The organism is Stenotrophomonas sp. 2YAF26, assembly GCF_052114625.1.
In the GTDB taxonomy this organism is placed as follows: domain Bacteria; phylum Pseudomonadota; class Gammaproteobacteria; order Xanthomonadales; family Xanthomonadaceae; genus Stenotrophomonas; species Stenotrophomonas indicatrix.
The window spans coordinates 97,197-119,067 of the sequence record NZ_JBFRFC010000002.1 but is presented as its reverse complement, the minus strand read 5'-3'; the positions used below and the strand labels follow the sequence as shown (position 1 = coordinate 119,067).

At 65.8% G+C, this 21,871-nt stretch carries 18 protein-coding genes; 5 read left to right on the top strand and 13 right to left on the bottom strand.

Going from position 1 to position 21,871, the window contains the following annotated elements; translation table 11 throughout:
• Positions 1–61 precede the first annotated feature (61 nt).
• The 7 genes from AB4Y98_RS02900 to AB4Y98_RS02870 all read right to left on the bottom strand — a co-directional run bounded on the left by AB4Y98_RS02900 (position 62) and on the right by AB4Y98_RS02870 (position 8,863).
• A complete protein-coding gene (locus AB4Y98_RS02900) occupies positions 62–391 on the bottom strand; it encodes a DUF3325 domain-containing protein (protein ID WP_312786056.1) in 330 nt (109 codons plus the stop codon).
• Positions 388–2,016, bottom strand: a complete 1,629-nt coding sequence (locus tag AB4Y98_RS02895) for a PepSY-associated TM helix domain-containing protein (protein WP_442243732.1) — start codon at positions 2,014–2,016, stop codon at positions 388–390. The genes AB4Y98_RS02900 and AB4Y98_RS02895 overlap by 4 nt, the downstream gene beginning before the upstream one ends.
• Positions 2,013–2,333 (bottom strand): DUF3649 domain-containing protein, encoded by a 321-nt coding sequence (locus tag AB4Y98_RS02890; RefSeq protein ID WP_442243731.1) that lies wholly within the window; start codon positions 2,331–2,333, stop codon positions 2,013–2,015. The genes AB4Y98_RS02895 and AB4Y98_RS02890 overlap by 4 nt, the downstream gene beginning before the upstream one ends.
• Before the next feature lie 107 nt (positions 2,334–2,440).
• Positions 2,441–4,669 carry a TonB-dependent siderophore receptor gene (locus tag AB4Y98_RS02885; RefSeq protein ID WP_442243730.1) on the bottom strand — a complete coding sequence of 743 codons (2,229 nt, stop codon included), beginning with the start codon at positions 4,667–4,669 and terminating at the stop codon, positions 2,441–2,443.
• 487 nt (positions 4,670–5,156) lie between these two features.
• Positions 5,157–6,443 carry a DUF445 domain-containing protein gene (locus AB4Y98_RS02880; protein ID WP_312786060.1) on the bottom strand — a complete coding sequence of 429 codons (1,287 nt, stop codon included), beginning with the start codon at positions 6,441–6,443 and terminating at the stop codon, positions 5,157–5,159.
• 119 nt (positions 6,444–6,562) lie between these two features.
• Positions 6,563–7,447: a plasmid replication/partition related protein gene (locus AB4Y98_RS02875; protein ID WP_312786061.1), complete on the bottom strand. Its 885-nt coding sequence runs from the start codon at positions 7,445–7,447 to the stop codon at positions 6,563–6,565.
• 63 nt (positions 7,448–7,510) lie between these two features.
• Positions 7,511–8,863 (bottom strand): aspartate aminotransferase family protein, encoded by a 1,353-nt coding sequence (locus AB4Y98_RS02870; RefSeq protein WP_442243729.1) that lies wholly within the window; start codon positions 8,861–8,863, stop codon positions 7,511–7,513.
• 202 nt (positions 8,864–9,065) lie between these two features.
• Here AB4Y98_RS02870 and AB4Y98_RS02865 point away from each other — a divergent pair, with 202 nt between their 5' ends.
• Positions 9,066–10,562, top strand: coding sequence for an aldehyde dehydrogenase (locus AB4Y98_RS02865; RefSeq protein WP_442243728.1), 1,497 nt, complete (start codon positions 9,066–9,068; stop codon positions 10,560–10,562).
• 106 nt (positions 10,563–10,668) lie between these two features.
• Here AB4Y98_RS02865 and AB4Y98_RS02860 read toward each other — a convergent pair whose 3' ends face one another.
• On the bottom strand, positions 10,669–10,791 hold the full coding sequence (locus AB4Y98_RS02860; protein WP_312112949.1) for a hypothetical protein: 123 nt from the start codon (positions 10,789–10,791) through the stop codon (positions 10,669–10,671).
• Here AB4Y98_RS02860 and AB4Y98_RS02855 point away from each other — a divergent pair.
• Positions 10,778–12,058, top strand: a complete 1,281-nt coding sequence (locus AB4Y98_RS02855; protein WP_080149309.1) for an MFS transporter — start codon at positions 10,778–10,780, stop codon at positions 12,056–12,058. The two genes, AB4Y98_RS02860 and AB4Y98_RS02855, sit on opposite strands and share 14 nt — an antisense overlap.
• Here AB4Y98_RS02855 and AB4Y98_RS02850 read toward each other — a convergent pair whose 3' ends face one another.
• The 3 genes from AB4Y98_RS02850 to AB4Y98_RS02840 form a co-directional block, all read right to left on the bottom strand.
• Positions 12,059–12,520: a bacteriohemerythrin gene (locus AB4Y98_RS02850; protein WP_025875341.1), complete on the bottom strand. Its 462-nt coding sequence runs from the start codon at positions 12,518–12,520 to the stop codon at positions 12,059–12,061.
• Between the two features lie 85 nt (positions 12,521–12,605).
• On the bottom strand, positions 12,606–13,949 hold the full coding sequence (locus tag AB4Y98_RS02845; protein ID WP_089239961.1) for a diguanylate cyclase: 1,344 nt from the start codon (positions 13,947–13,949) through the stop codon (positions 12,606–12,608).
• A gap of 96 nt (positions 13,950–14,045) precedes the next feature.
• On the bottom strand, positions 14,046–15,608 hold the full coding sequence (locus AB4Y98_RS02840) for an MASE1 domain-containing protein (protein ID WP_363730974.1): 1,563 nt from the start codon (positions 15,606–15,608) through the stop codon (positions 14,046–14,048).
• Positions 15,609–15,850: 242 nt separating this feature from the next.
• Between AB4Y98_RS02840 and AB4Y98_RS02835 the strand changes: the two genes are divergently transcribed.
• Positions 15,851–16,288 carry a hypothetical protein gene (locus tag AB4Y98_RS02835; RefSeq protein WP_363730977.1) on the top strand — a complete coding sequence of 146 codons (438 nt, stop codon included), beginning with the start codon at positions 15,851–15,853 and terminating at the stop codon, positions 16,286–16,288.
• A 117-nt stretch (positions 16,289–16,405) separates the two neighbouring features.
• Here the strand turns inward: AB4Y98_RS02835 and AB4Y98_RS02830 are convergent, their stop codons facing one another.
• Positions 16,406–18,016 (bottom strand): MASE1 domain-containing protein, encoded by a 1,611-nt coding sequence (locus AB4Y98_RS02830; RefSeq protein ID WP_363730980.1) that lies wholly within the window; start codon positions 18,014–18,016, stop codon positions 16,406–16,408.
• A gap of 198 nt (positions 18,017–18,214) precedes the next feature.
• A complete protein-coding gene (locus AB4Y98_RS02825; RefSeq protein ID WP_428704127.1) occupies positions 18,215–19,492 on the bottom strand; it encodes an NAD(P)/FAD-dependent oxidoreductase in 1,278 nt (425 codons plus the stop codon).
• A 161-nt stretch (positions 19,493–19,653) separates the two neighbouring features.
• On the opposite strand from AB4Y98_RS02825, the gene AB4Y98_RS02820 reads away from it, so the two are divergent.
• Positions 19,654–20,415: a gamma-glutamyl-gamma-aminobutyrate hydrolase family protein gene (locus tag AB4Y98_RS02820; protein WP_442243727.1), complete on the top strand. Its 762-nt coding sequence runs from the start codon at positions 19,654–19,656 to the stop codon at positions 20,413–20,415.
• Positions 20,412–21,806, top strand: coding sequence for a glutamine synthetase family protein (locus tag AB4Y98_RS02815; RefSeq protein WP_025875326.1), 1,395 nt, complete (start codon positions 20,412–20,414; stop codon positions 21,804–21,806). Before AB4Y98_RS02820 ends, AB4Y98_RS02815 begins: the two co-directional genes overlap by 4 nt.
• The last annotated feature ends 65 nt before the right edge of the window (positions 21,807–21,871 follow it).

Sequence of the window (21,871 nt, the reverse complement as noted above, 5' to 3'; positions counted from 1 at the left end):
ACGCCCTGCATCGGATTCGCAGTAGATCCACGCCATGCGTGGATGCGGTACACCGCACGGGTTACAACAGCGCCACCACCAGCCCGATCACTGGCAACGCGATCGCCAGCGGCGCGATCCATTTCGGCCGGTACGGGTACAGCGCGAACGCCAGCACGATTCCACCCAGGGTGAGCGCGCCGAGCCACAGCACCGGGCCCATCGCCCAGCCGTGGTCGACCACGCACAGTGCGAAAGCCACCGTCAGCAGTACCCAGCCCAGCACCCGCCATTGCGTACGCCGTACCGGTGATGCCGCGGATTTGCCGTGCAGTTCCTGCTGGTGCTTTTCCATCGCCAGCGACAGCGCGGTGAACGCTGTGAATGACAATCCCAGTACCAGCAGCATCATGCGCTGGCCTCCGCTTCCACTGCATCGGCCGGTGCCTTCGTCGCTGCAGCGGCCGCCGCACGCTTCTTCTTCTCGGCGGCAGTCAGCTGTGGCGTCCAGCGCTGCATGCGCCAGCCGCACAGGGCCAGCATGGCGCCGAAGGCGATCATCGACAGGTCGAAACCGGCCAATGCCCAGTCACCGTTGAACAAGGTGACGCCCAGGTGCGCGTGGGTGGTCAATGCGTTGACCACCGGAATCAGCGCGAACGCGGCCGCGCCGATGTACAGCTGCCACGCCCACATCATCCGCTTGGGCCAGATGAAGGCCGCCAACAGCGAGGCGCCCCACGCGTAGAAGAACACGTTCGCTTCGGCGTTGGATCGCTCGGCCAGGCCCAGCGGCAGCAGGCGGTTGCCCCAGAAATAGGCGGCGAAGGCGATCGGCAGACCGGCCACGGCGCCGATGTTCAGTGCATCGACCAGGCGCAGGCCGAAGCCGGTGCGACCGCTCTTGGCGTGCTTCGGCCGCTCCTTCACCGCCCACAGCACCACGCCGCTGGCCACCATCAGGCAGCCGGTCAGACCGGACAGGAAGAACAACGCGCGCAGGCCCCAATCGGCAAAGCGGGCCAGGTGCAGGCCATACAGCACGCCACGGGTGGCGGTGGCGCCACCGGAAGGCGGCGTTTCCTGCAGCAGCGCGCCAGTGACCATGTCATAGCGCAGCGCCGGGGTATCGATGGACAGGCGTTTGCCATCGCGCTGGCGGATGTCGATCACCGCATTCGCGGCACCGGGATTGGCAACGCTGAAACCGGCGACCTCGGTGCCGTGCCAATGCGTGCGGGCGCTGTCCAGCAGCTGCCGCAGCGGCAGGGGGGCTGCCTTGCCTTCGGCGGGCGCGGTGACCTCGGGCAGGCCACCAAAGGCCTCCGCATAGAACGCATCCTGGTCGGTGCCGTAGGCCACGTTCACTCCCCACGGCAGGTACATGATCATCAACGTGACGATGCCGGTGTAGGTGATCATCGCGTGGTAAGGCAGGGCCATCACCGCGCTGACGTTGTGGAAGTCCAGCCAGGAACGCAGGCCCTTGTCCTTCCGGAAGGTGAAGAAGTCCTTGAAGATCTTCTTGTGGGTGATCACGCCGGTGATGATGGCCACCAGCATGAACATCGCGCAGAAGCCCACCAGGTAGCGCGCCCACAGCACGGGAATGTAGTGCAGGTCGAAATGCAGGCGGTAGAAGAAGTCGCCGCCACGTGTCTCGCGGGCCTTCAGCTCGGTGCCGGTGTTCGGGTCCAGGGTGGCATCACCGAAGGCGCCGCGTCGGCCCTTGCTGGGGTCGGCCAGCTCGGCCGGCAACCGCCAGAACATCTGCATGGCCGGATTGCGTGGCTGCGGCAGGGTGACGAACCAGCTCTCGGCCTGCGGTGCGTTGGCCAGCAGGTAGTCGGCCGCGCGCTGCGCCGCTTCGTCGGTGCTGACCGTGCTGCGCGGCAGCTCCGGGCGCATCCAGCGGCTGATTTCCTCGCGGTAGTAGCTGGCGGTGCCGGCCATGAAGATCAGCAGCAGCAGCCAGCCGACCAGCAGTCCGGTCCAGGTATGCAGCCAGGCCATGGATTGGCGGAATCCATTCTTCATGCCCACGCTCCCAGCAGGCGCGAAATGCCGGCCAACAGCAGGGTGGGGGCGAGAATGCCGACCCAGGCACGCAGCGCACTGCGCGTGGCGAACGCCCACAGCGCGGCGCAGGCGGCGACCAGGATCGCCAGCAGCATGCCGGTCAGCACGGCCTGGCCGCGCGCGCCCGGCAGCGCCAGCGCACAGAACACCGTGGTCATCGAGGCAAGCGCGTAGCCGCCGAAGATGGCGGCAAGGGATCGGGACAGCACGCCCCATCGCGGGTTGGCGAAGAGGGTGCTAAGGCGGGGGCTGGCGGTTGCGGGCGAGCGGTCCACGGCGGTCCTGCAGGTTGAATGAAAGAGGACCGGCGCACCGAAGCGCGCCGGGGTTGGCCATCCGTGGCCGGGTGCCGGTCGCAGAACCGGCGCCATCCATCAGATTGTCAGAGCTTCCAGCGCAGCGTCATCATCGCGTTGCGCGGTTCGCCCCAGTACACGCCGTCGTAGAAACCGACGCGGTTGTAGTACTTCTTGTCCAGCAGGTTGTTGACGTTCACCTGGGCGGTGAAGTTTTCGTTGAAGCGATAGCCGGCCGACAGGTTGAGCAGGTAGATATCACCCTGTTCGATCGCCACGCGGTCGCGCTTGCCGCTGACCAGGAAGTCCTCGCGCGGCTTGTTGCTCAGGCTCCAGATGCCGCTCTGCCAGGTCGCGCCGCCACCGATCCAGAAGCGGCCTTCGGCACCACCCGGGCGCCAGCTGGCGTTGAGGCGGAACAGATCGACCGGAACGGTGGTGTTCTGGCGAACGCCCAGCGCATTGCGGCTGACGGTGTGGGTGAACCCTGTAGACAGGTTCCAGTGCTCGCCCAGGCTGCCCTGCGCTTCGATTTCCCAGCCCTTCACCTTGTTGCCCTTGCCGGTGGAGCGGTAAGCACTGATGCCACCGGGCAGCGAGTTTTCCGGTACCGAATCATCGAGCTCGGCGACGTTGTCCTTCTCGCCCTTGAACACCGCGACCGAGGTGTTGAGCAGGCCATCGAAGAACTCGGCCTTGACCCCGGCTTCCCACATGTCACCGACGACCGGTTCGAGGTAGTTGTTGGCCTTGTCGCGGTAGTTCTGTGGCTGGAAGATGTCGGTGTAGCTGACATAGCCGCTGAAGTAGCGGTTGAAGTCGTAGATGAAGCCGGCGTACGGGGTGAGTGAGTCATCCGGCTTGTAGCCGCCGCGGCGTGTGTCGGTCAAGCGGCCGGCGGCGTCATGGGTGTAGGTCCAGCTGCGCGTTTCCCAGCTGCCGTAACGGGCACCGAGCACGGCGGTCAGCGGCTCGGCCAGCTGCAGGCGCGCGGCCAGGTAAGCGGCACGCTGGCGCAGTTCGTCCTCCGATGCGAGATAGCCCAAGCGGGTGACCTGCAGCGGCGCGACGTCGCCGTTCCAGCTGCGCCAGTCCGGCACGCGATCGTAGCTGGCAGGGTAAGCGGCGGTTTCACTCGCAGGCACTTCGCCCTTGCGCACCGACTGGGCGAAACCGAACACCAGTTCGTGTTCACGGCCAAACAGCTGGAACGGACCACCGACGTTGAAGTCGAACACCTGCATGTCGCCGTTTTCACCGAAGCTGCCGACGAAGGCAGAGATGCCGCTGCCATCGGCACGCGGGTAACCGGACGCGCCATACCAGACCGCGCCGTCGGTCTCGCGCTTGGAGCGGGTGTAGGCGAATTTCGCTGCCCAGCCATGGCCCAGCTGCTGTTCGAGGCGGGCGAACGCGCTCTTTTCGACGATCGGCCAGCTGCTCCAGCGCGCCGACAGGTTGGTCGAGCGCGGCAGGTTGGCCGGCTTGCCATCGGCGCCCCAGTACGGCACCACGCCCCAGGTCACGCCGGTGGTGCGCGGCGACTGGTACTCATAGCCGGCTTCCAGCAGGGTGGTGTCGGTGATGTCGGCCTGGACGATGCCGTAGAAGACGTCCTTGTCCAGCTTGTACACATCGCGGAACGAATCGCTCTGCTGCTTGGCAGCGACCACGCGGGCGCGGATGCGGCCATCCAGGGCGATGGGACCGCCGAGGTCGGCTTCCAGGCGCTGGTTGCCCCAGCGGCCGAGCGTCAGGTTGGCGCTCATCTGGAACGTATCGCTGGGGCGCTTGCGGACGAAGTTGATGGTGCCCGACGGATCACCCGCACCGGTGGTCAGGCCGGTGGCACCACGCACCACTTCGATGCGGTCGTAGATCACGCTGTCGGTGTTGGTCTTGATGTAGCCACCGAAGGTGTTGAGCATGCCATCGACCTGAAAATTGGTGATGTTGTACCCGCGCGAAACGTAGTTGATGCGTTCGCTGTCGGTGACCGACACCGCTACGCCGGTGACCTGGCCCATCACATCGGACAGGGAGAACAGGCCCATGTCGTCCAGCCGCTGCCGGGTCACCACGGTCATCGACTGCGGGGTGTGGCGCAGTGACAGGCCGAGCTTGGTTGCGGTGCTGGCCCGCTTGACGGTGTAGCTGTCGGCAATGTCGCCATCGGCAGTGACCTGGACGGTGTCCAGGGTGCGCGCAGACGGGTCGGCAGAACCTTCCTCAGCGTGTGCCAACGGTGCGATCAACAGTGCGGTCACGGCCAGGGCCAGAAGGGTTGGACGGGGAGTAATCAGGGGAGAAGCCATCGGTGCGATTCCATGCAGGACAAAAAACAGGCGATGGCAAACGCACCCATGGCAGCCATGCGCTCCGCGCACGTCACCCAGCGTGATTCCCATCGACGGTGCGACACCTGCGGCAGGCAGGTGACCCAGTGGTCGGGGGATGTACACGGGCGAAGGGGCGGGTGGGCGCGTGCTTCCGTGCCCCGCTTGGCTAAGCGCACAACCGATCAGTAAATGATAGGCATTCGCATTTCGTTAAGCAAGTGTGACAGCCCCATTCGTCCCCGAACATGTGGATCCAGGCAGATCGAGGGAAACGGTCGAAGGCGGGGCGCTGTGGGTTTGCGGGGTGTGAGCCGCACGGATGCGGCGACCAAGCCCCCAGGGATGGGTTCACGGCGGCCCCGCAAACCCACAGCGCGCTGCCATCCCGCAGGAAACCAGCTGTGGCTGTTGCTCTGGCTCCGGCCTCTGCGGGTGCCGGGCGCAGCCCGGCCGGGAACCCATCTCAGAAACGGAACAGAACAGTCGCCGCATGCAGCAGCAGGCCGATCAGGCCGCCCACCAGGGTGCCGTTGAAGCGGATGAACTGCAGGTCGCGGCCCACGCTCAGCTCCAGCTGCTCGACCAGGTGGCGTTCGTCCCAACTCTTGACCGTCTGCGCGATATGGGTGGTGACGCCCTCGCGCAGGCGCCCGGTGAGGCGCTGTGCGCCTTCCAGCAGGTGCTGGTTCAATGCCTCGCGCAACGCCGGGTCCGATTGCAGGCTGTCGCCCAACGAAGCCAGGCTGCGCTGCAGATGACCGACCAGTGCCGAATCCTCACGCTGCAGATCGCCGCGCAGGCTGGCCTGTATGCGCGACCACAGGCCCTGCACGTAGTCCTGCAGGGCAGGGTGGTCGATCATTTCCTGCTTGAGCTGTTCGATGCGCTCGGTCAGTGCCGGGTCTTCGCGCAGGCGCTGCACGTAGTTACCCAGCCATTGTTCGTAGTCCTGGCGCAGCGGGTGCTGCGGCTCGGCCAGCACTTGCTGCAGTTCTTCCAGCACCGCCCGGGCCAGGCGTTCGGCAAGGTTGTCGCCGATCTCATCGATCGGCTTGATCCAGTTCACCGTGCTCGACAGCGTCGGCCATTCGCGCTGGATGTAGCGCACGATCAGCTGCGAGGCGCGTTCCTTCACTTCCGGTTGCTCCAACCAACGCCCCAGCCGCTGCAGGCCCTCGTCCAGCACGCGCTGGTGGCGGCCATCGGCGGTCAGCAGGCCCAGCAGTTCGCCGGCGGTGGCAGCTGCGTTCCACTGCCGCAGCTGCTGCACCACGAAGCTGTGCAGCTGCCGCCGCACCGCAGCTTCATCGAAGAAATCCAGCGCCTGCAGCGCCCAGCCACGGGCCATGTCGGCCAGCATCCGTGAACGCGCGGGATCGGCCAGCCAGCTGCCGAGGCGGCTGGCCGGGTCGAACACCTGCAACTTGGCCAGCAGCACCGTCGGTTCCAGGAACTGGTCGCGCACGAACAGGGCCAGGCTGTCGCCGATGCGTTCCTTGCTACGCGGAATGATCGCCGTATGCGGAATCGGCAGGCCCATCGGCCGCCGGAACAGGGCAACCACCGCAAACCAGTCGGCGAGCGCGCCAACCGCGGCGGCCTCGCAGAAAGCCGAGACCCAGGCCCAGATGCCACGCTCGCCCTGCCAGTGGCTGACCGCGAAACCGGCCAGCATCAGCAGCAGCAGGCCAAGGGCGAGGGTTTTCAGGCGCCGCAGTTGGGCGCGGCGCGGATCGATGGCAGACGTCATGCCCGAAGTCTACCCGCAGGCCGGTGAGTACCCGGTAGTGCCGGCCGCTGGCCGGCAACCCATGGACGTTGGAAGCACGTTGCAGCTGCCGGCCAGCGGCCGGCACTACCGGGGGATGCTCAGAGCGTTTCCAGCTGCCTGCGCAGGTGGGCCAGCTGTGCGCGCAGGGTGTCGTTCTCGCGGGTCAGGGCAACCACGCGGCGGCGCAGCGCCGGGGTATCCTCGCCAAGCTGCTCCAGCGCGGCCAGCACCTCGGCATCGCGGCTGGCGATCTCATCTTCGTTGGCCTCTTCGAAGTCCATTTCCGCCGACTCCGGTTCAGGCTTCGGCGCACGCGGCTTGCGCTTGGACTCACGCACGCGCTTTGCAGCCTGCTTTAGCTCATCCTTGCCACCGGCAGCCGCCGCGCGCTGCTCTTCTTCCGGCAGGTCGGCCACGGCGGCGGCGGCGCTGATCGAGATCATGCCGGCCTTCACCGCTTCCACCACCTCGGCCGCAGCCTGGGCGTGGATGCGCTCGATCATGCCCACCTGGCTGGTGCTCAGCTTGGCTTCGCGGGCCAGTTCGGCGCGGCTGATCTTCGGCGCCGGTTCCCACGGTGGGCTGTCTTCGCCGGCCTCGTCGGCAGGCTCGGCGGTGCCGTCGCTTTCGCGCTGCAGCTGCGCCTGTTCGACCTGCTTGCGCGCGGACAGGATGTCGCGCTTGCGCAGGGCCAGCACGCCGCGCTGGAAATCGGAAACGCTGCGCCGGCCCAGGTGCTGCTCGATCATCCACAGGTGCACGTCTTCCATGCTCTGGAAGCGGGTGTTCTGCACGGTGTTGAACGGCAGTCCATGCTTCTGGCAGATGCCGAAGCGGTTGTGTCCATCCACCAGTACGTCGCCCCACAGTACCAGCGCATCGCGGCAGCCTTCGGCGAGGATGCTGCGCTCCAGCGCCTCGTGTTCGTCGGCGGTGAGCGGGTCGATGTAGGCCTTGAGTTCTTCTTTGACGACGATGTTCATGGGCACGGCAACAGGCAGGAGCGGAACCGCCCATTGTACCTGCTCGCCAGCACCGCCCTGGCCTCAGGCGGTGGCCCGGATCATCTCGCTTAGGGTGCCGGTGATCTGGTCGATCTGTGCCTTGTCCACGATCAGCGGCGGTGACAGCGCGATGATGTCGCCGGTACAGCGCACCAGCAGGCGCCCGTCATGGAAGCAGCGGCGGAACACCTCGTAGCCACGGCTGCCGGGGGCGTCCTTGCGCGGCGCCAGCTCCACCGCACCGACCAGGCCGAAGTTGCGGATGTCGATCACGTTCGGCAGCCCCTGCAGGGCATGCAACCGCTCCTGCCAGTACTCGCCCAGTTCGATCGCACGCTCGAACAGGCGTTCCTCGGCGTAGACGTCCAGCGTGGCCAGCGCCGCCGCGCAGGCCAAGGGATGGCCCGAATAGGTATAGCCATGGAACAGCTCGATGGCCTGTGGCGGACCCTGCATGAAGCTGGCATGCACACTGTCGCCGACCAGTACGCCACCCAGCGGCACCGCGCCGTTGCTGGCACCCTTGGCAAAGGTCAGCAGATCCGGGGTGACCCCGAAACGCTGTGCGGCGAATGCCATGCCGACCCGGCCGAACCCGGTGATGACTTCATCGAACACCAGCAGGATGCCGTGCTGGTCGCAGATCTCGCGCAGGCGCTGCAGATACCCCGGTGCCGGCAGGATCACACCGGCCGAACCGGCGATGGGCTCGACGAACACGGCGGCAATGGTGGAGGGATCGTGCAGGGCGATCAGCCGTTCCAGATCGTCGGCCAGCTCGGCCCCCTGGCGCGGCAGGCCCTTGCTGAAGGCATTGCGTGACAGGTCCAGGGTGTGGCGCAGGTAGTCCACGCCACCAAGCTGCAGACCGAACTGGCGGCGGTTGTTGGGCAGCCCGCCCAAGGCCATGCCGCCGAAGCCGACCCCGTGGTAGGCCTTCTCGCGGCTGATGAAACGCGTGCGCTGGCCTTCGCCGCGCAGGCGGTGATGGGCGAGCACGATCTTCATCGCCGAATCCACTGCCTCCGAGCCCGAGCTGGTGAAGAACACGTGGTTCAGCCCGGCCGGAGCCAGCGCCGCCAGTCGCTGCGCCAGGGCGAAGGCCGGCGGCGAACCCATCTGGAAGGCGGGCGAGTAATCGAGCGTGGCGGCCTGCTCGGCGATCGCGTCGACGATGCGCCGGCGCGCATGCCCTGCATTGCAGCACCACAGGCCAGCGGTGCCATCAAGGATGGCGCGCCCATCCACGTCTTCGTAGTGCATGCCCTCGGCGCGTACCAGCATGCGCGGCGCGCCCTTGTACTGGCGGTTGGCAGTGAACGGCATCCAGTACGCGTCCAGTGAATCGGGGCGCTGGGTGGCCAGGTCGTGCAGGTCGCTTGCAGGGGTTTTCATGCCGGCTCCATCGGGTCCGATGGTTGTGACTCTAGCGCAGCCGCGTCACGGATCTGTCGGCAGGCATGGCCCGGCGCTACCGTTCGGGCCTCGACCTTGTGGTAGCGCCGGGCCATGCCCGGCGAGCGCGCAGCGCGGTCGATCACGGTGGGGTCGCGGCCGCGCCGGTATAAACAAGGATCGTTGATTGCTGGAGCGACCCATGACCCACTTGCCCGACCGCAGCCACTGGCAGGCCCTGTCCCGCCGCGTGGCGATTCCCGGACAAGCGTTCATCGATGGCCGCTACGTGGATGCCGCCAGCGGCGCGCGCTTTGATTGCATCAGCCCGATCGACGGGCGCGTACTGGGTGCGGTGGCCGACTGTGATGCACAGGACGTCGAGCGTGCGGTGGCCTCGGCGCGCTGCGCGTTCGAGGCAGGCCACTGGTCGCAGGCCAGCCCCACCCATCGCAAGCGCGTGCTGCTGGCGCTGGCCGCGCTGGTGGAGACGCACGCCGATGAGCTGGCCCTGCTGGAAACGCTGGACATGGGCAAGCCGATCCGCGATGCGCGTCGCATCGATCTTCCCGGCGTGGTGCGCTGCCTGACCTGGACCGCTGAAGCGGTGGACAAGCTGTACGGTGAAATCGCCCCCACCGGTCCGCACGAGCTGGGCCTGGTCACGCGCGAGGCCGCAGGCGTGGTGGCGGCCATCGTGCCGTGGAATTTTCCGCTGCTGATGGCGTGCTGGAAGATCGCGCCGGCCTTGGCGATGGGAAATTCAGTAGTGCTGAAACCCTCCGAGCGCTCGCCACTGAGTGCGTTGCGGCTGGCCGCACTGGCGGCCGAAGCGGGATTGCCGGACGGCGTGCTCAACGTGTTGCCCGGTCACGGCTCACGCGTGGGCGAGCCGCTGGCCCTGCACATGGACGTGGACGTGCTGGCCTTCACCGGCTCCACCGCTACCGGCGCCAGGCTGCTCGAATACGCGGGGCGCTCCAACCTCAAGCGGGTCTGGCTGGAATGCGGTGGCAAGAGCCCGCACGTGGTGTTCGCCGACGCGCCGGACCTGGATGCGGCCGCCAAGGGCGTGGCGCAGGGCATCTTCTTCAACCAGGGCGAAGTCTGCACCGCCGGTTCGCGGTTGCTGGTGCAGCGTTCGATCCGCGATGACTTCGTGCACCAGGTGATCGCCTACGGCCAACGCATGCAGCCCCGCCATCCGCTGGAGGCCGATGCACCGATGGGCGCGCTGGTCGATGCCGCGCACGTGGACAAGGTACTGGCCGATATCGCCCGGGCCGAAGCCGATGGCGCGCGCCTGCTGCTGGGCGGCCAGAGGGCCGAAGTGGAGGCGGGCGGTTGCTATGTGCAGCCGACGGTGTTCGACCAGGTACGCCCGGAACAGGCATTGGCCCGCGAGGAAGTGTTCGGCCCGGTGCTGGCCGTGCTCGGCTTCGATGACGAAGCCGAGGCTGTGCGCTTGGCCAACGACAGTCGCTATGGACTGGCCGCCGGCCTGTGGACGCGGGATCTTGGACGCGCCCATCGCGTAGCCCGCCAACTGCGCGCGGGCAGCGTGTGGGTGAACGGCTGGGACGGCGGTGACATGACGGCACCGTTCGGTGGCTACAAGCAGTCCGGCAACGGCCGCGACAAGTCGCTGCACGCCTTCGACAAGTACAGCGAGATCAAGGCCACCTGGATCCAGTTGTAGCGCCGAGCCGCGCCCGGCTGCCTTTGGTAGACGCCAACCTTGGTTGGCGCCGAGCAGATTCATCCACGCATGGCGTGGATCTACTGTAGAGGCGGCATGGTGGGATTCATCCACGCAGAGAGAATTCGTTGGCATCGGTGTCGGCTGAAACCATCGCCCCGTACAGCCACTGCCCCGTGGCAGAATCGGTCGATCCGCCGTTACCCGCCTTGCCGATGTCGACGATCACCGCTGCCGCGCCACCCGTGAATTCTCCCCGCCGTGTCCTGCTGGCCAGCCTGATCGGCACCACCATCGAGTTCTTCGACTTCTACATCTACGCCACCGCCGCAGTGCTGGTGTTCCCGCACCTGTTCTTCCCGGAAAGCAGCGACCAGGCCGCCTTGCTGCAGTCCCTGGCGACCTTCGCGGTGGCGTTCATCGCACGCCCGGTGGGCTCGGCGGTGTTTGGTCACTTCGGGGACCGTATCGGCCGCAAGGCCACCCTGGTGGCCGCGCTGCTGACCATGGGCCTGTCCACGGTCGCCATCGGTCTGCTGCCCACCCATGCGCAGATCGGCCTGTGGGCGCCGGCACTGCTGGCGCTGTGCCGCTTCGGCCAGGGCCTGGGCCTGGGCGGCGAATGGGGCGGGGCGGTGCTGCTGGCCACCGAGAACGCACCGCCGGGCAAGCGTGCCTGGTACGGCATGTTCCCGCAGCTGGGTGCACCGATCGGCTTCCTGCTGTCAGCCGGGATCTTTCTGCTGCTCGGCCGCTGCCTGGGCCAGGACGATTTCCTGCAATGGGGCTGGCGCATTCCGTTCGTTGCCAGCGCGCTGCTGGTCGGCCTCGGCCTGTGGGTGCGGCTGAACATCCACGAGACACCGGATTTCAAGCGCGCGCTGGAGCGCAAGGCGCCGGTGCGCCTGCCGATGTGGACGGTGCTGCGCGACCATCCGCTGCCGATGCTGCTGGGCACGCTGGGTGCGTTCGCCACCTTCGTGCTGTTCTATCTGATGACGGTGTTCAGCCTCGGCCACGGCACCGCCGTGCTCGGCTACAGCCGCGAGCAGTTCCTGCTGATGCAGATGGTGGCGATGCTGTTCTTCGCCGCCGGCATCCCGCTGTCGGCGCGCTACGGCGACCGCTGGGGGACGCGCCGCACGATGGCCATCGCCAGCCTGCTGATCATCGGCTTCGGTGTGCTGTTCGCGCCGTTGTTCCAGGCCGGCAGCCCGTGGCTGGTACTGACGTTCCTGTGCCTGGGCCTGTTCCTGATGGGGCTGACCTACGGCCCGTGCGGCACGTTCCTCGCCGAAATCTATCCGGTGGAAGTGCGCTACACCGGTGCCTCGCTGTCGTTCAACCTGGCCGGCATTCTTGGCGCAGCTCCGGCGCCGTACCTGGCGACCTGGCTGGCCGAGCGTTATGGGCTGGTCGCGGTCGGCTACTACCTGTGCCTGACCGCAGTGATCACCCTGTGCGCGCTGCTCGCCCTGCAGCGCCGCCAGCGCTGATCAGCCGAAGAAGCGCTTGAGCGTGCGGCCCAGCCAGCCGCCGCTCTGGTGCTCGCGGGCAAACTGGTTCAGGTGCTGCTTGACCTGTTCGGCATAGGCCTGGTCGTCGCCGCGGATGTGGTTGAACAGCCAGCGCGAGAGCATGGTGCGCAACTCGTCACTGATGTCCTCACCGGCCTGGAAGCGCATGCGGTATTCCGATACCCGCTTGATGAAGACCTCATGCACACGCTTGTGCGCGGCACAGAACGGGTAGCCGGCCTCCTCCATCAGCTCTTCTTCGAATGCGAAGTGCGACATGGTGTAGTCCACCACCTCGTCGATCACTTCGCCCACCGCTGCCCGCTGCAGGCTGGTCTGCGCCACGTGCAGGTGGTTGAGCATTTCGATGATGCGGCGGTGTTGTTGATCGATCACATCGATGCCGATGTTCAGATCGTCCTGCCAGACCAGTAGTGCCATCCCCGGCTCCCCTTCATGCTGATGTCGGGGCCGACTGTAGAGGCGCCGCCCACGGGCGGCGTTGATCTGGATCAAGGCATGCCTGTCAGGACAGCGCAGCCTCGCGCGGGCGCAGCGGGCTGGCCACCGTGGTGCAGCTGACCCGGTTGCGGCCTCCGGCCTTGGCCAGGTACAGCTGGCGATCGGCCTCGGAAATCAGCCGGTGCAGCGCATCACGCTGTGGCCGCAGGCAGCACAGGCCGATGCTGACCGTCATGCGCAGCGTGGCACTGCCGATGTCCACTTCCAGCGCGGCGATGCGCTGGCGCAGCTCCTCGAAATAGAGCAGAGCTTCGTCCTGTTCCATGTCCGGCACCAGCAGACAGAATTCCTCGCCGCCGAAGCGCGCGATCAGGTCCTGGCTTCGCGCGTGGTCGCCGACAGCACGGGCGACCGCGCGCAGTGCATCGTCACCGGCCTCATGGCCGTGGGTGTCGTTGATGTGCTTGAAATGATCGATGTCGATCATCGCCACCGCCACGCACTGGCCGTGCAGCTGCAGTTGCGGCAGCTGGCGCTGGCTCTGTTCCAGGAAGCAGCGGCGGTTGGGCAGGCCGGTGAGGAAATCGCGGGTGGCGAGGTCCTGCAGCGTGCCGATCAATTCCAGCTGGTCCACATTCTGCGAGACGCGGCAGAAGAACTCTTCGCGCGAGAAGGGTTTGCGCAGGAAGTCATTGGCGCCGTTCTTCAGGAAGCGCGGAATCAGCGACGCATCGGTATTGCCGGAAATGCCGATCACCGCCACCTTGTCGCGCGAGCGCAGGGTACGCAGGCGGCGGGTGAACTCCACGCCCTGCATGCCCGGCATCTCCTGGTCGACCACGGCCAGGCGGATCGCCGGGTGCGCCTCGATCGCCGCCAGGCCTTCATTGCCATCGGCCGCCTCGTACACCTCGTGACCGTACATGCGCAGCAGGGCGGCGGCATAGCCGCGTGCGGACGGCGAGTCGTCCACCACCAGCGCGGCGATGCGCCGGTTGCGTTCCAGACGCTGCACCAGCCAGACCAGATAGTCGATGCTGCCCGGAGTGTTCTTCAGCACGTAATCGATGATTTGCTGCTGCAGCACGCGCTTGCGCAGGTCCTCGTCGTACACGCCGCTGACCACCACGGTCGGCAGGTTGCGCTTGAGGAAGAACTCGACCACCGCGTCGCGGTCGCCATCAGCCAGCACCAGCCCGGTCAGGACCAGGAACCAGCCGTCCTCGGTGCTGAGCAGCCGGTCGGCCTCGGCCAGCGAGCTGGCCACCACCACCGGCAGCTCCAGGCGTTGTTCGATTGCCTCGCGCAGCATGCCGGTGAACGCGCGCGAGTTTTCCACCAGCAGGATCCGCTGAGGCAGGGGATCGGTCAGGTCGCCATCCAGAGCGGCCTGCGACAGGACGGGCATGATGCGGTGGCTCATGTGGGAAAGTCTTGGCACGGGTAGCGGCGGTTTCGGGTGTAACTTTAGCCGGACAGGGTGCTTGGCCCGACCGATATCGGCTCAGTCCGGCTGTATGATCGCCGATCGAAGCTGCGTGGACGGTTCGTGCAGCACCAGACGAAGCCGGTTGCTGCGGCAATGTACCGAGCCACCATAGGCCAGTATCCGACCGGCCAGACGTTCGACGGCCTGGTGGGTTGTCCGGGTCGACAGCACGCAGCGCCGGTCGAGCAGCGAGACCACTACCACGATGCCACGGCGACTGCCTGAGTTGCCGCACCGGGCCGCTACGCAGACCTGCCCGGATTCCAGTTCCAGCAGCAGTGAGACCGCCTCGATCAGGGTGCGGTAGATGGCCAACTGCAGATCCACGGTCAGCAGGCAAGGGTTGCCCGCCAGTCTGGGCGGAGTCACGCGGTGCGTGTTGCTCCAGTTTTTGCATGCACCGCCGGCCTGCAGCGCGACATACAGCCCGACCTGCTCCACCCCAGTGGGATAGACCAGGCTGGCCTGTTCACGGAACAGCCGTGAATGCACGGACGACGCATGTCGCAGGCTGTTTGCCACCGCATGGTGGCCTTGGGAGTTGAGCCAGTTGATCATCTCGTCGAGTGAACTGTCCATGCCCTCGCTCAGATGCTTGAGGTGGATGGCTCGTTCACGCAGCTCACGCTCGCTGGTCTGGTGGGAGCTGCGCGCCAAGCGCAACGTGGTTTCCTCTGCCAGACCGCGGGATCTTGCGCGCTGATGGTGATAGCTGATGCTCGATCCCAGTGCGAGCAGAGCGACGCTCATCACAGCCATGTTCTGTTGGGTAGCGAACGTGCCCAGGTCGAAGGAGGAGGGCAGGCCGGTGCTGGGCGTCGCGGCATGAAGCGGGAGGTTCAACAGCGGAATTGCGATGGCTGCACCGCGCCAGCCATGCATGAAGGTCAGGGCGATGGCGGGCAAGGCCGCTATCAGTACAAGGTGTGTGCGGGCGGTATGGGCGCTGCTGCCTGTCAGCTGCATACCCAGCCCCAGTATCAGCATCAACAGGATCGCTACAGCGGTAGGCGCGACAAAGCGGGGGCGCCAGCTGGGATCTGCGTGCCGCAGGGTCCACAGGAAGGCCAGCGGGACCAGGGTGATGATGGCTGCGAAGTGGCCGAAGATCGTTCGATCGACCGCGTCCAGCAGGTTGCTCGGCGGCGGATTGGACCAGAGGACATATGAAATGCTCAGATTGAGACCCGGGACCAACAGCGCTGTGCATAACGACAACGACAGCAGCCAGAGGCCGGTGGCTGCCTCGGATGGTGTTCTCATTCGATGCAGATAGATCACCAGCATCGCCATCGGCATCAGCAGCGTCGACGCCAGGATGACCCAGTCCAGGCCGTAGGTATCGATCATGGGAAGGCGCAGCTTGGCGAAGTAGATGTACTCGCCGAGCAGTAGATAGGGCCACAGGCGCGTCGGGACGATCAGCAGCGCAGCCGCCCGGATACCCGCTGGCAGGAAGAACTGGTCCAGCGAGAACTGGCGTGAGATGAGGCAGCTGGCAGCGTAGACGGCGGCCAGTGCAAGTCCGACCGGCCGGAGGCGGAAGCTCACCTCGAAGGCATTCTTCAATCGGTCCAAAAAACCTCCCTTACCATCGCTCAGCTACCGCTCGCCCAGGAATTGACACTATCCACGGATGAGTGCGGACGCAATCGGCACCCCATGTTCTTCTGCCAAGGACATGGCACGCGGACATAGGGTGCACATATGGGACTAAATCGTCCGGATTATCCCCCCATCACTGCGTTGCGGCGGGAAGACGTTACTATCGTTGCGACGTTGTTTGCTCTCACCCCGACCAGGAGGTCATTGTGCGATCCATGTTTTTTGGTGTTGTAACCACTGCAGCAGTGTTCGTCGCAGCTCCGGTATTCGCGAGTGATAGAGGAGGCGGTGACTACCACGGCAAGCCCTTGGCAAGCGCCGCAGTCTCGACCGCAGGGCTCGGCGAGACCGCTCCCGCCGCTGCAGACATCAGCGCCGATCCCGCTTGGCAGGTGTACGCTTTCCAGCGCGATGGCGTGGTCTATCTGCAGGTCAACGATCTGGCCGGGCAGGTAAAGGTGATCATCGGCAACGCCGGTGATGCCTACTTCGTATTGCCCGCAGGCAAGTCTGCGGCGCGTGTTTCGCTTCCCGGTCAGCGACTGACTGTTCCGGCTGCGGCACGGCGTTTCGAGGTATATCGTGCGCAGGACGTGGTACTGGTGCGCTACGCGAGCACCGATGGCGACATCTGGTCCGTTGAAGCACCGTAGTACTCGTGCTTCAGGATCCTGGACGTGCAGGCGGCTAAAGCCGCTTGCACGTTTCCGCTCCAACACCGGTGGCGGTACATGCCTGCTACGGAATCAGAAGCCGGAGGGTGCTGTCATTCACGCCTTCGCGCGTGAGGCATCCGCTTCGAATCCCGAAAGGCTGTTTCTTCCATTTGACGAGAAAACATCCAGAGGGGCGGCCGTGCCCGTTTCCTTCATTGCCAGCACGATGCGATTCCGGGTGCATTTCAGCGCGCCCCCGTAGGCGAGCGTTCTACCGGCCAAACGTTCCATGGCTGCGGCGACAGTCGCATCGGAGAGGTTTCGCTGTTGATCCAGCAGTGAAACCGTCATCAGGATTCCACGATGCGAACCGATCCGTCCGCAGCGTGCCCGCACGTGGATCTGCCCTGCTTCACCCTGGATCAGCAATGACACCGCGTCGATCACCGTGCGGTAGGCGGCCAGTTGCAGACCGACACTGAGTTGGCAGGGGTCGCCGAGCAACGCCGGATTGGCGACACGGGCCGTCTTCTCCCACGCTTCGCGAACGCCTCCTGCTCTCAAGGCAACGTAGAGTCCGAGGTGCTCCAGAGCAGTCGGGTAGATCATGCTTGTCTGCTCGCGGAGCTGGCGCGAATGGATCGATGCCACATGCACAAGGCTTTCCGCAATCGCAAGATGGCCCTGTGCTGATAGCCAGTTGATCACCTCGTCAAGCGCGTGATCAATGCCATCACCCAGCTTCCGTAGATGCAACGCACGTTCGCGAAGGTCAAGTTCACTGGCAACATGTGAGCTCCGCGCGAGTCTGATGGCATTTCTCTCTCCGACCTCCCGGAGTCGATAACGCCGATAGTAGTGGGTGATCCGGGAGCCAAGTATGAGCAGCGCTGCGCCGGTGACTGCCATTATCTGCTGGGTAGCGAATGACGCAGGGTCGAATGACTCCGGGTGGGTGGCGGGCGTAGTCAGGCCGATGATCATGTTCAGGGTGGGCACGCCGATGGCGGCGCCCCGCCATCCGTACACGCATGTCAGCAGAACGGCAGGAAGTGCCATGAGAAGTTGCAGAGATACTTTCGTCGTCACTGCATCAGCAGGCACATCGGCAGCTGACAGGCCGAACACGACCATCAGTGCGAGGGCCCCTGCCATCTGCGCGACGTCACGCTTCCGGACCTGCACTTCGGCCTTCCCTCGCGACCAGAGCAGCACAAGTGGTGCGAACGTCAGGATGCCGATGAAGTCACCCACCACCAGGCGGACGATGCCGGTCAGCAGCGGAAAATCGGGTGGTGTTGGCCAGAGGAAATTTGCAAGAAGAAGGTTGATCAGCGTGACGGATACCGCGGCGAATGCAGCAACCGATATGAGCCAGGCATTCTTTACTGCCGAGATCACGTTGCGGTGGAGATGGACGATCGTCATGACGACCGGCATCTGGAATGCCGAGCCAAGAATGACCCACGTCAATCCGTACCGATCGATCATCGGCACGCGCATCTGGGCGAAATAGGCGTACTCACCGAGCAGCAGATAGGGCCAAAGCCGAGGCGGGCAGAGCAGTACCGCGGCAACACGTACGCCGGCGGGAAGATAGAACTGATCAAGCGAGAGCTGGCGTGTGGCCCAGCAGGCAATCGCGTACAGCACAGCCAAGGCAAGTCCTGCCGGATGGATGCGCAACTTCAGCTGCAGGCCTTCATTCCACCAGTTCAATCGCACTACCCCTTCACAGTACGTTCCCTGTCAGCATCCATTCGCCGCGGGACCCGGTTCTTACCGACGGTATCGACACGCGTTCGATTATGCAATCGCCTCAGCGTTCTGCCTGACCAGTGGGAAAGTCATCACATGATTACCTGCGGCGACGAGTTTCACAGTTTTCGGGGGGGCGGTAGATTCAGCTCGCTTCCCGATGACTCACCACAGCGCATCCCGCAGCTTGTACCAGGACATCGCCGCCACCAGCAGCGGCATGCGCAGCAGGCGTCCGCCGGGGAAGGGCGCATGCTGCAGGCGCTGGAACACGTCCAGACGCTCGCTCTGGCCCGCAATCGCGGCGGCAATGACCTCGCCGGCCAGCCCGGCCGCTGCCACGCCGTGGCCGGAGAACCCCTGCGCGAAGTACACATTTCCATCCAGCCGGCCCCAGTGCGGGGCGCGGTTGCGGGTGATATCCACATAACCGCCCCAGACCTGCTGCAGCGGGATGTCGGCCAGTTGCGGGAACACCTCGTGCATGCGCCGCTGCATCACCCGGTGCAGGCCCGGCGGCGGCAGCGCGGAATAGCTGGCGCGGCCACCGAACAGCAGGCGGTGGTCATGGCTGAGCCGGAAATAGTCCAGCGCCCAGGCCGTATCGGAGACCGCCATGTTGTTGCCGATCAGGGCGCGGGCGCGTTCGGCCCCCAGCGGTGCGCTGGCGCCGATATACGTACCGACCGGCATGATGCGCCGCTCAAGCTCAGGCACCAGCCCCTGCAGCAGGGCGTTGCCGGCCACCACCAGCTGCGGCGCGCGCACGCTGCCGTGGTCGGTATGCAGCGCCGCATGTGCGCCGCGTTGAATGCGCGTCACCGGCGATTGTTCGTGGATGACCACCCCGGCTGCGCGCGCGGCATCGGCCAGCCCGCGGGCGTAGGCCAGCGGATGCAGGTGGGCGCTGAGCGGGTCGAACATCGCCGCGCGGTAGCGCGGACTGTCCAGTTGCCCACGCAGGGCATCGCGCTCCCACCACTGCATCGGATAATCGTAATGTCGCTGCAGGTGTTCGCAGGTGGCGCGCAGGTCGCGCTCGTGGCGTGCGCGGATGGCAACGCTGGCGTGGCCCTCCACCCAATGGCAATCGATGCCATGCCGGTCGATGCGCGCACGCATCGTCTGTACCGCCTCGCGCGACCAGTCGAAGAGGCGGCGCGCATCCTCGTGGCCGAGCTGGCGTTCCAGCTCGTCCACTTCGCAGCCGTAGCCGACCAGCGCCTGGCCACCATTGCGGCCCGAGGCTCCCCAGCCGATCCGCTGCGCTTCCAGCACCACCACCCGCCGGCCGCGCAGGGCCAGTTCCAGTGCTGCGGTGAGGCCGGTATAGCCGGCGCCCAGTATCGCCACATCGGCACGCAGTTCACCGCGCAACGGCGGCAATGCGGGCGATTCGGGCAGGCTGCTGGCGTACCAGCTGGGCGGGAAGGCGGCGCTCACCGGCGGCCTCGCAGAAGCGGGAAAGGGCGTCGGAGCGGGGGAGGACGGTCGGGCTTCACGCCGATAGTTTGGCCCAAGCCGGGCGCCCGTGGTGTGAGGGCAGCGGCTTGCCGATGCCGATGCCGGGCGCGTACCTTGATGCCACGCCAAGGAGTTTCCCCATGCGCCGCCTGCCCTGGGTGGGCCTTCCCACCGACAGCACCGTGCTCGGCCATCATCGTTTCGCGGTGGCCGGGGAAAAATATGTGCGTGCGTTGGTTGACGCTGCGCAGGCAACACCGCTGGTGCTGCCGAGTCTGCAGCCGCCGCTGCCGGCGCGCGATTGGCTGCAGGGCCTGGATGGCCTGCTGCTGACCGGCGCGGTCAGCAACATCGAGCCGCAGCATTACGAAGGGGGCCGCACCTGGAACGGCAACCGGCATGACCCGGCGCGCGACGCCACTGCGTTCGCGCTGCTGCACGAGGCGCTGGCGTTGAATCTACCCGTGCTGGCGATCTGCCGCGGATTCCAGGAATTGAATGTGGCGCTCGGTGGCACGCTGCATCCGCAGGTGCATGCAGTACCTGGCATGGCCGACCATCGCGAAGATCCGCAGGCGCCGGTGGAGGTGCAGTATGGTCCGGCCCATGCGATCACCTTGGCCGATGGGGGTTGGCTGGCGCAGTGGTGTGCCGCCGATCGTGTGCAGGTCAACTCAGTGCACGGGCAGGGCATCGCGCAGGTGGCCGAAGGCCTGCAGATCGAGGCCTGGGCCGACGATGGCCTGGTCGAAGCAGCCCGCAGCCCGCGCCATCGATTCGTGCTCGGCGTACAGTGGCACCCGGAGTGGCGTGTCATGCAGACGCCGTTCTATCACGCTATTTTCCGTGCGTTCGGCCAAGCTTGCCGGCAGCACCAACAGAATCGACTGGAATCCCAATGAGTTCCCGAACGCGCCCGCGCAAGACGGCCACGCCCCCGCCCCCGCAGGAAAGCAGCCTGCTGCGCTGGCTGAAGGAGCGGCGCATCACCGAGGTCGAGTGCCTGGTTCCGGACATCACCGGCAATGCGCGCGGCAAGATCATCCCGGCCGACAAGTTTTCGCACGATTACGGCACGCGCCTGCCCGAAGGCATCTTCGCGACCACCGTCACCGGCGAATTTCCGGACGATTACTACGACCTGACCTCGCCGTCGGACTCGGACATGATCCTGCGCCCCGACCCGGACACCGTGCGCATGGTGCCGTGGGCGACCGACCCGACCGCGCAGGTCATCCATGACTGCTACACCAAGAACGGCGAGCCACACGAACTGGCCCCGCGCAACGTGCTGCGCCGGGTGCTGGATGCCTATACCGAGCTCGGCCTGCGGCCAGTGGTCGCGCCCGAGCTGGAATTCTTCCTGGTGCAGAAGAACACCGATCCGGATTTTCCGCTGCTGCCCCCGGCGGGCCGCTCCGGCCGCCCGGAAACGGCGCGGCAGTCGTACTCGATCGACGCGGTCAACGAATTCGATCCGATCCTCGACCTGATGTACGACTACTGCGATGCGATGAAGCTGGACGTGGATACGCTGATCCACGAATCCGGCGCGGCGCAGCTGGAGGTCAACTTCACCCACGCCAATGCGATGGATCTGGCCGACCAGGTGTTCCTGTTCAAGCGCACCATGCGCGAATCGGCGATGCGCCATGGGGTGTATGCCACCTTCCTGGCCAAGCCGATGGAGAACGAGCCGGGCAGTGCGATGCACATCCACCAGAGCCTGCTGCGCATCAGCGATGGCCAGAACGTGTTCACCGGCGAGCACGGTGGTGAGGATTTCAGTCCGCTGTTCGCCCATTACCTGGCCGGCCTGCAGAAATATGTGCCGATGGCCATGGCGTTCTTCGCGCCGAACGTGAATTCCTACCGGCGCCTGGTGTTCGGTGAGGTCTCGCCGAGCAACGTGCACTGGGGCTTCGACAACCGCACCTGCGGCCTGCGGGTGCCGCTGGATACGCCGGAGAACATGCGGGTGGAAAGCCGCTTTGCCGGCTCCGATGCCAACCCTTACCTGGCGATGGCCGCGACCCTGGCCTGCGGGCTGCTCGGCATCCGCGAGCGCCTGGCGCCGGATGCGCCGGTGACCGGCAGCGCCAAGGAGCTGGGCTACGACCTGCCGCGTTCGCTGGGTGAAGCGCTGGATGGGCTGGAGCAGTGCAGTGAGCTGCAGGCGTTGCTCGGCGAGCGCTTCTGCCGCGCCTACACCTCGGTCAAGCGCAAGGAATACGAGACCTTCTTCCGCGTGATCAGTTCGTGGGAGCGCGAGTTCCTGCTGCTGAACGTGTGAAGGCCGCGAATAGAAAAATCCCTCGCCGGGGGGTAGGCTGGCACCCGTCGCCGGCTCGGCCGGCC

Bases quoted from the DNA above. Each gene is read 5' to 3' on its own strand.
- AB4Y98_RS02815 (WP_025875326.1), top strand. From the start codon at position 20,412: ATGAGTTCCCGAACGCGCCCGCGCAAGACGGCCACGCCCCCGCCCCCG.
- AB4Y98_RS02885 (WP_442243730.1), bottom strand. From the start codon at position 4,669: ATGGCTTCTCCCCTGATTACTCCCCGTCCAACCCTTCTGGCCCTGGCC.
- AB4Y98_RS02880 (WP_312786060.1), bottom strand. From the start codon at position 6,443: ATGACGTCTGCCATCGATCCGCGCCGCGCCCAACTGCGGCGCCTGAAA.
- AB4Y98_RS02835 (WP_363730977.1), top strand. From the start codon at position 15,851: ATGTTTTTTGGTGTTGTAACCACTGCAGCAGTGTTCGTCGCAGCTCCG.
- AB4Y98_RS02875 (WP_312786061.1), bottom strand. From the start codon at position 7,447: ATGAACATCGTCGTCAAAGAAGAACTCAAGGCCTACATCGACCCGCTC.
- AB4Y98_RS02855 (WP_080149309.1), top strand. From the start codon at position 10,778: ATGTCGACGATCACCGCTGCCGCGCCACCCGTGAATTCTCCCCGCCGT.
- AB4Y98_RS02900 (WP_312786056.1), bottom strand. From the start codon at position 391: ATGATGCTGCTGGTACTGGGATTGTCATTCACAGCGTTCACCGCGCTG.
- AB4Y98_RS02870 (WP_442243729.1), bottom strand. From the start codon at position 8,863: ATGAAAACCCCTGCAAGCGACCTGCACGACCTGGCCACCCAGCGCCCC.
- AB4Y98_RS02820 (WP_442243727.1), top strand. From the start codon at position 19,654: ATGCGCCGCCTGCCCTGGGTGGGCCTTCCCACCGACAGCACCGTGCTC.
- AB4Y98_RS02895 (WP_442243732.1), bottom strand. From the start codon at position 2,016: ATGAAGAATGGATTCCGCCAATCCATGGCCTGGCTGCATACCTGGACC.
- AB4Y98_RS02865 (WP_442243728.1), top strand. From the start codon at position 9,066: ATGACCCACTTGCCCGACCGCAGCCACTGGCAGGCCCTGTCCCGCCGC.
- AB4Y98_RS02850 (WP_025875341.1), bottom strand. From the start codon at position 12,520: ATGGCACTACTGGTCTGGCAGGACGATCTGAACATCGGCATCGATGTG.
- AB4Y98_RS02845 (WP_089239961.1), bottom strand. From the start codon at position 13,949: ATGCCCGTCCTGTCGCAGGCCGCTCTGGATGGCGACCTGACCGATCCC.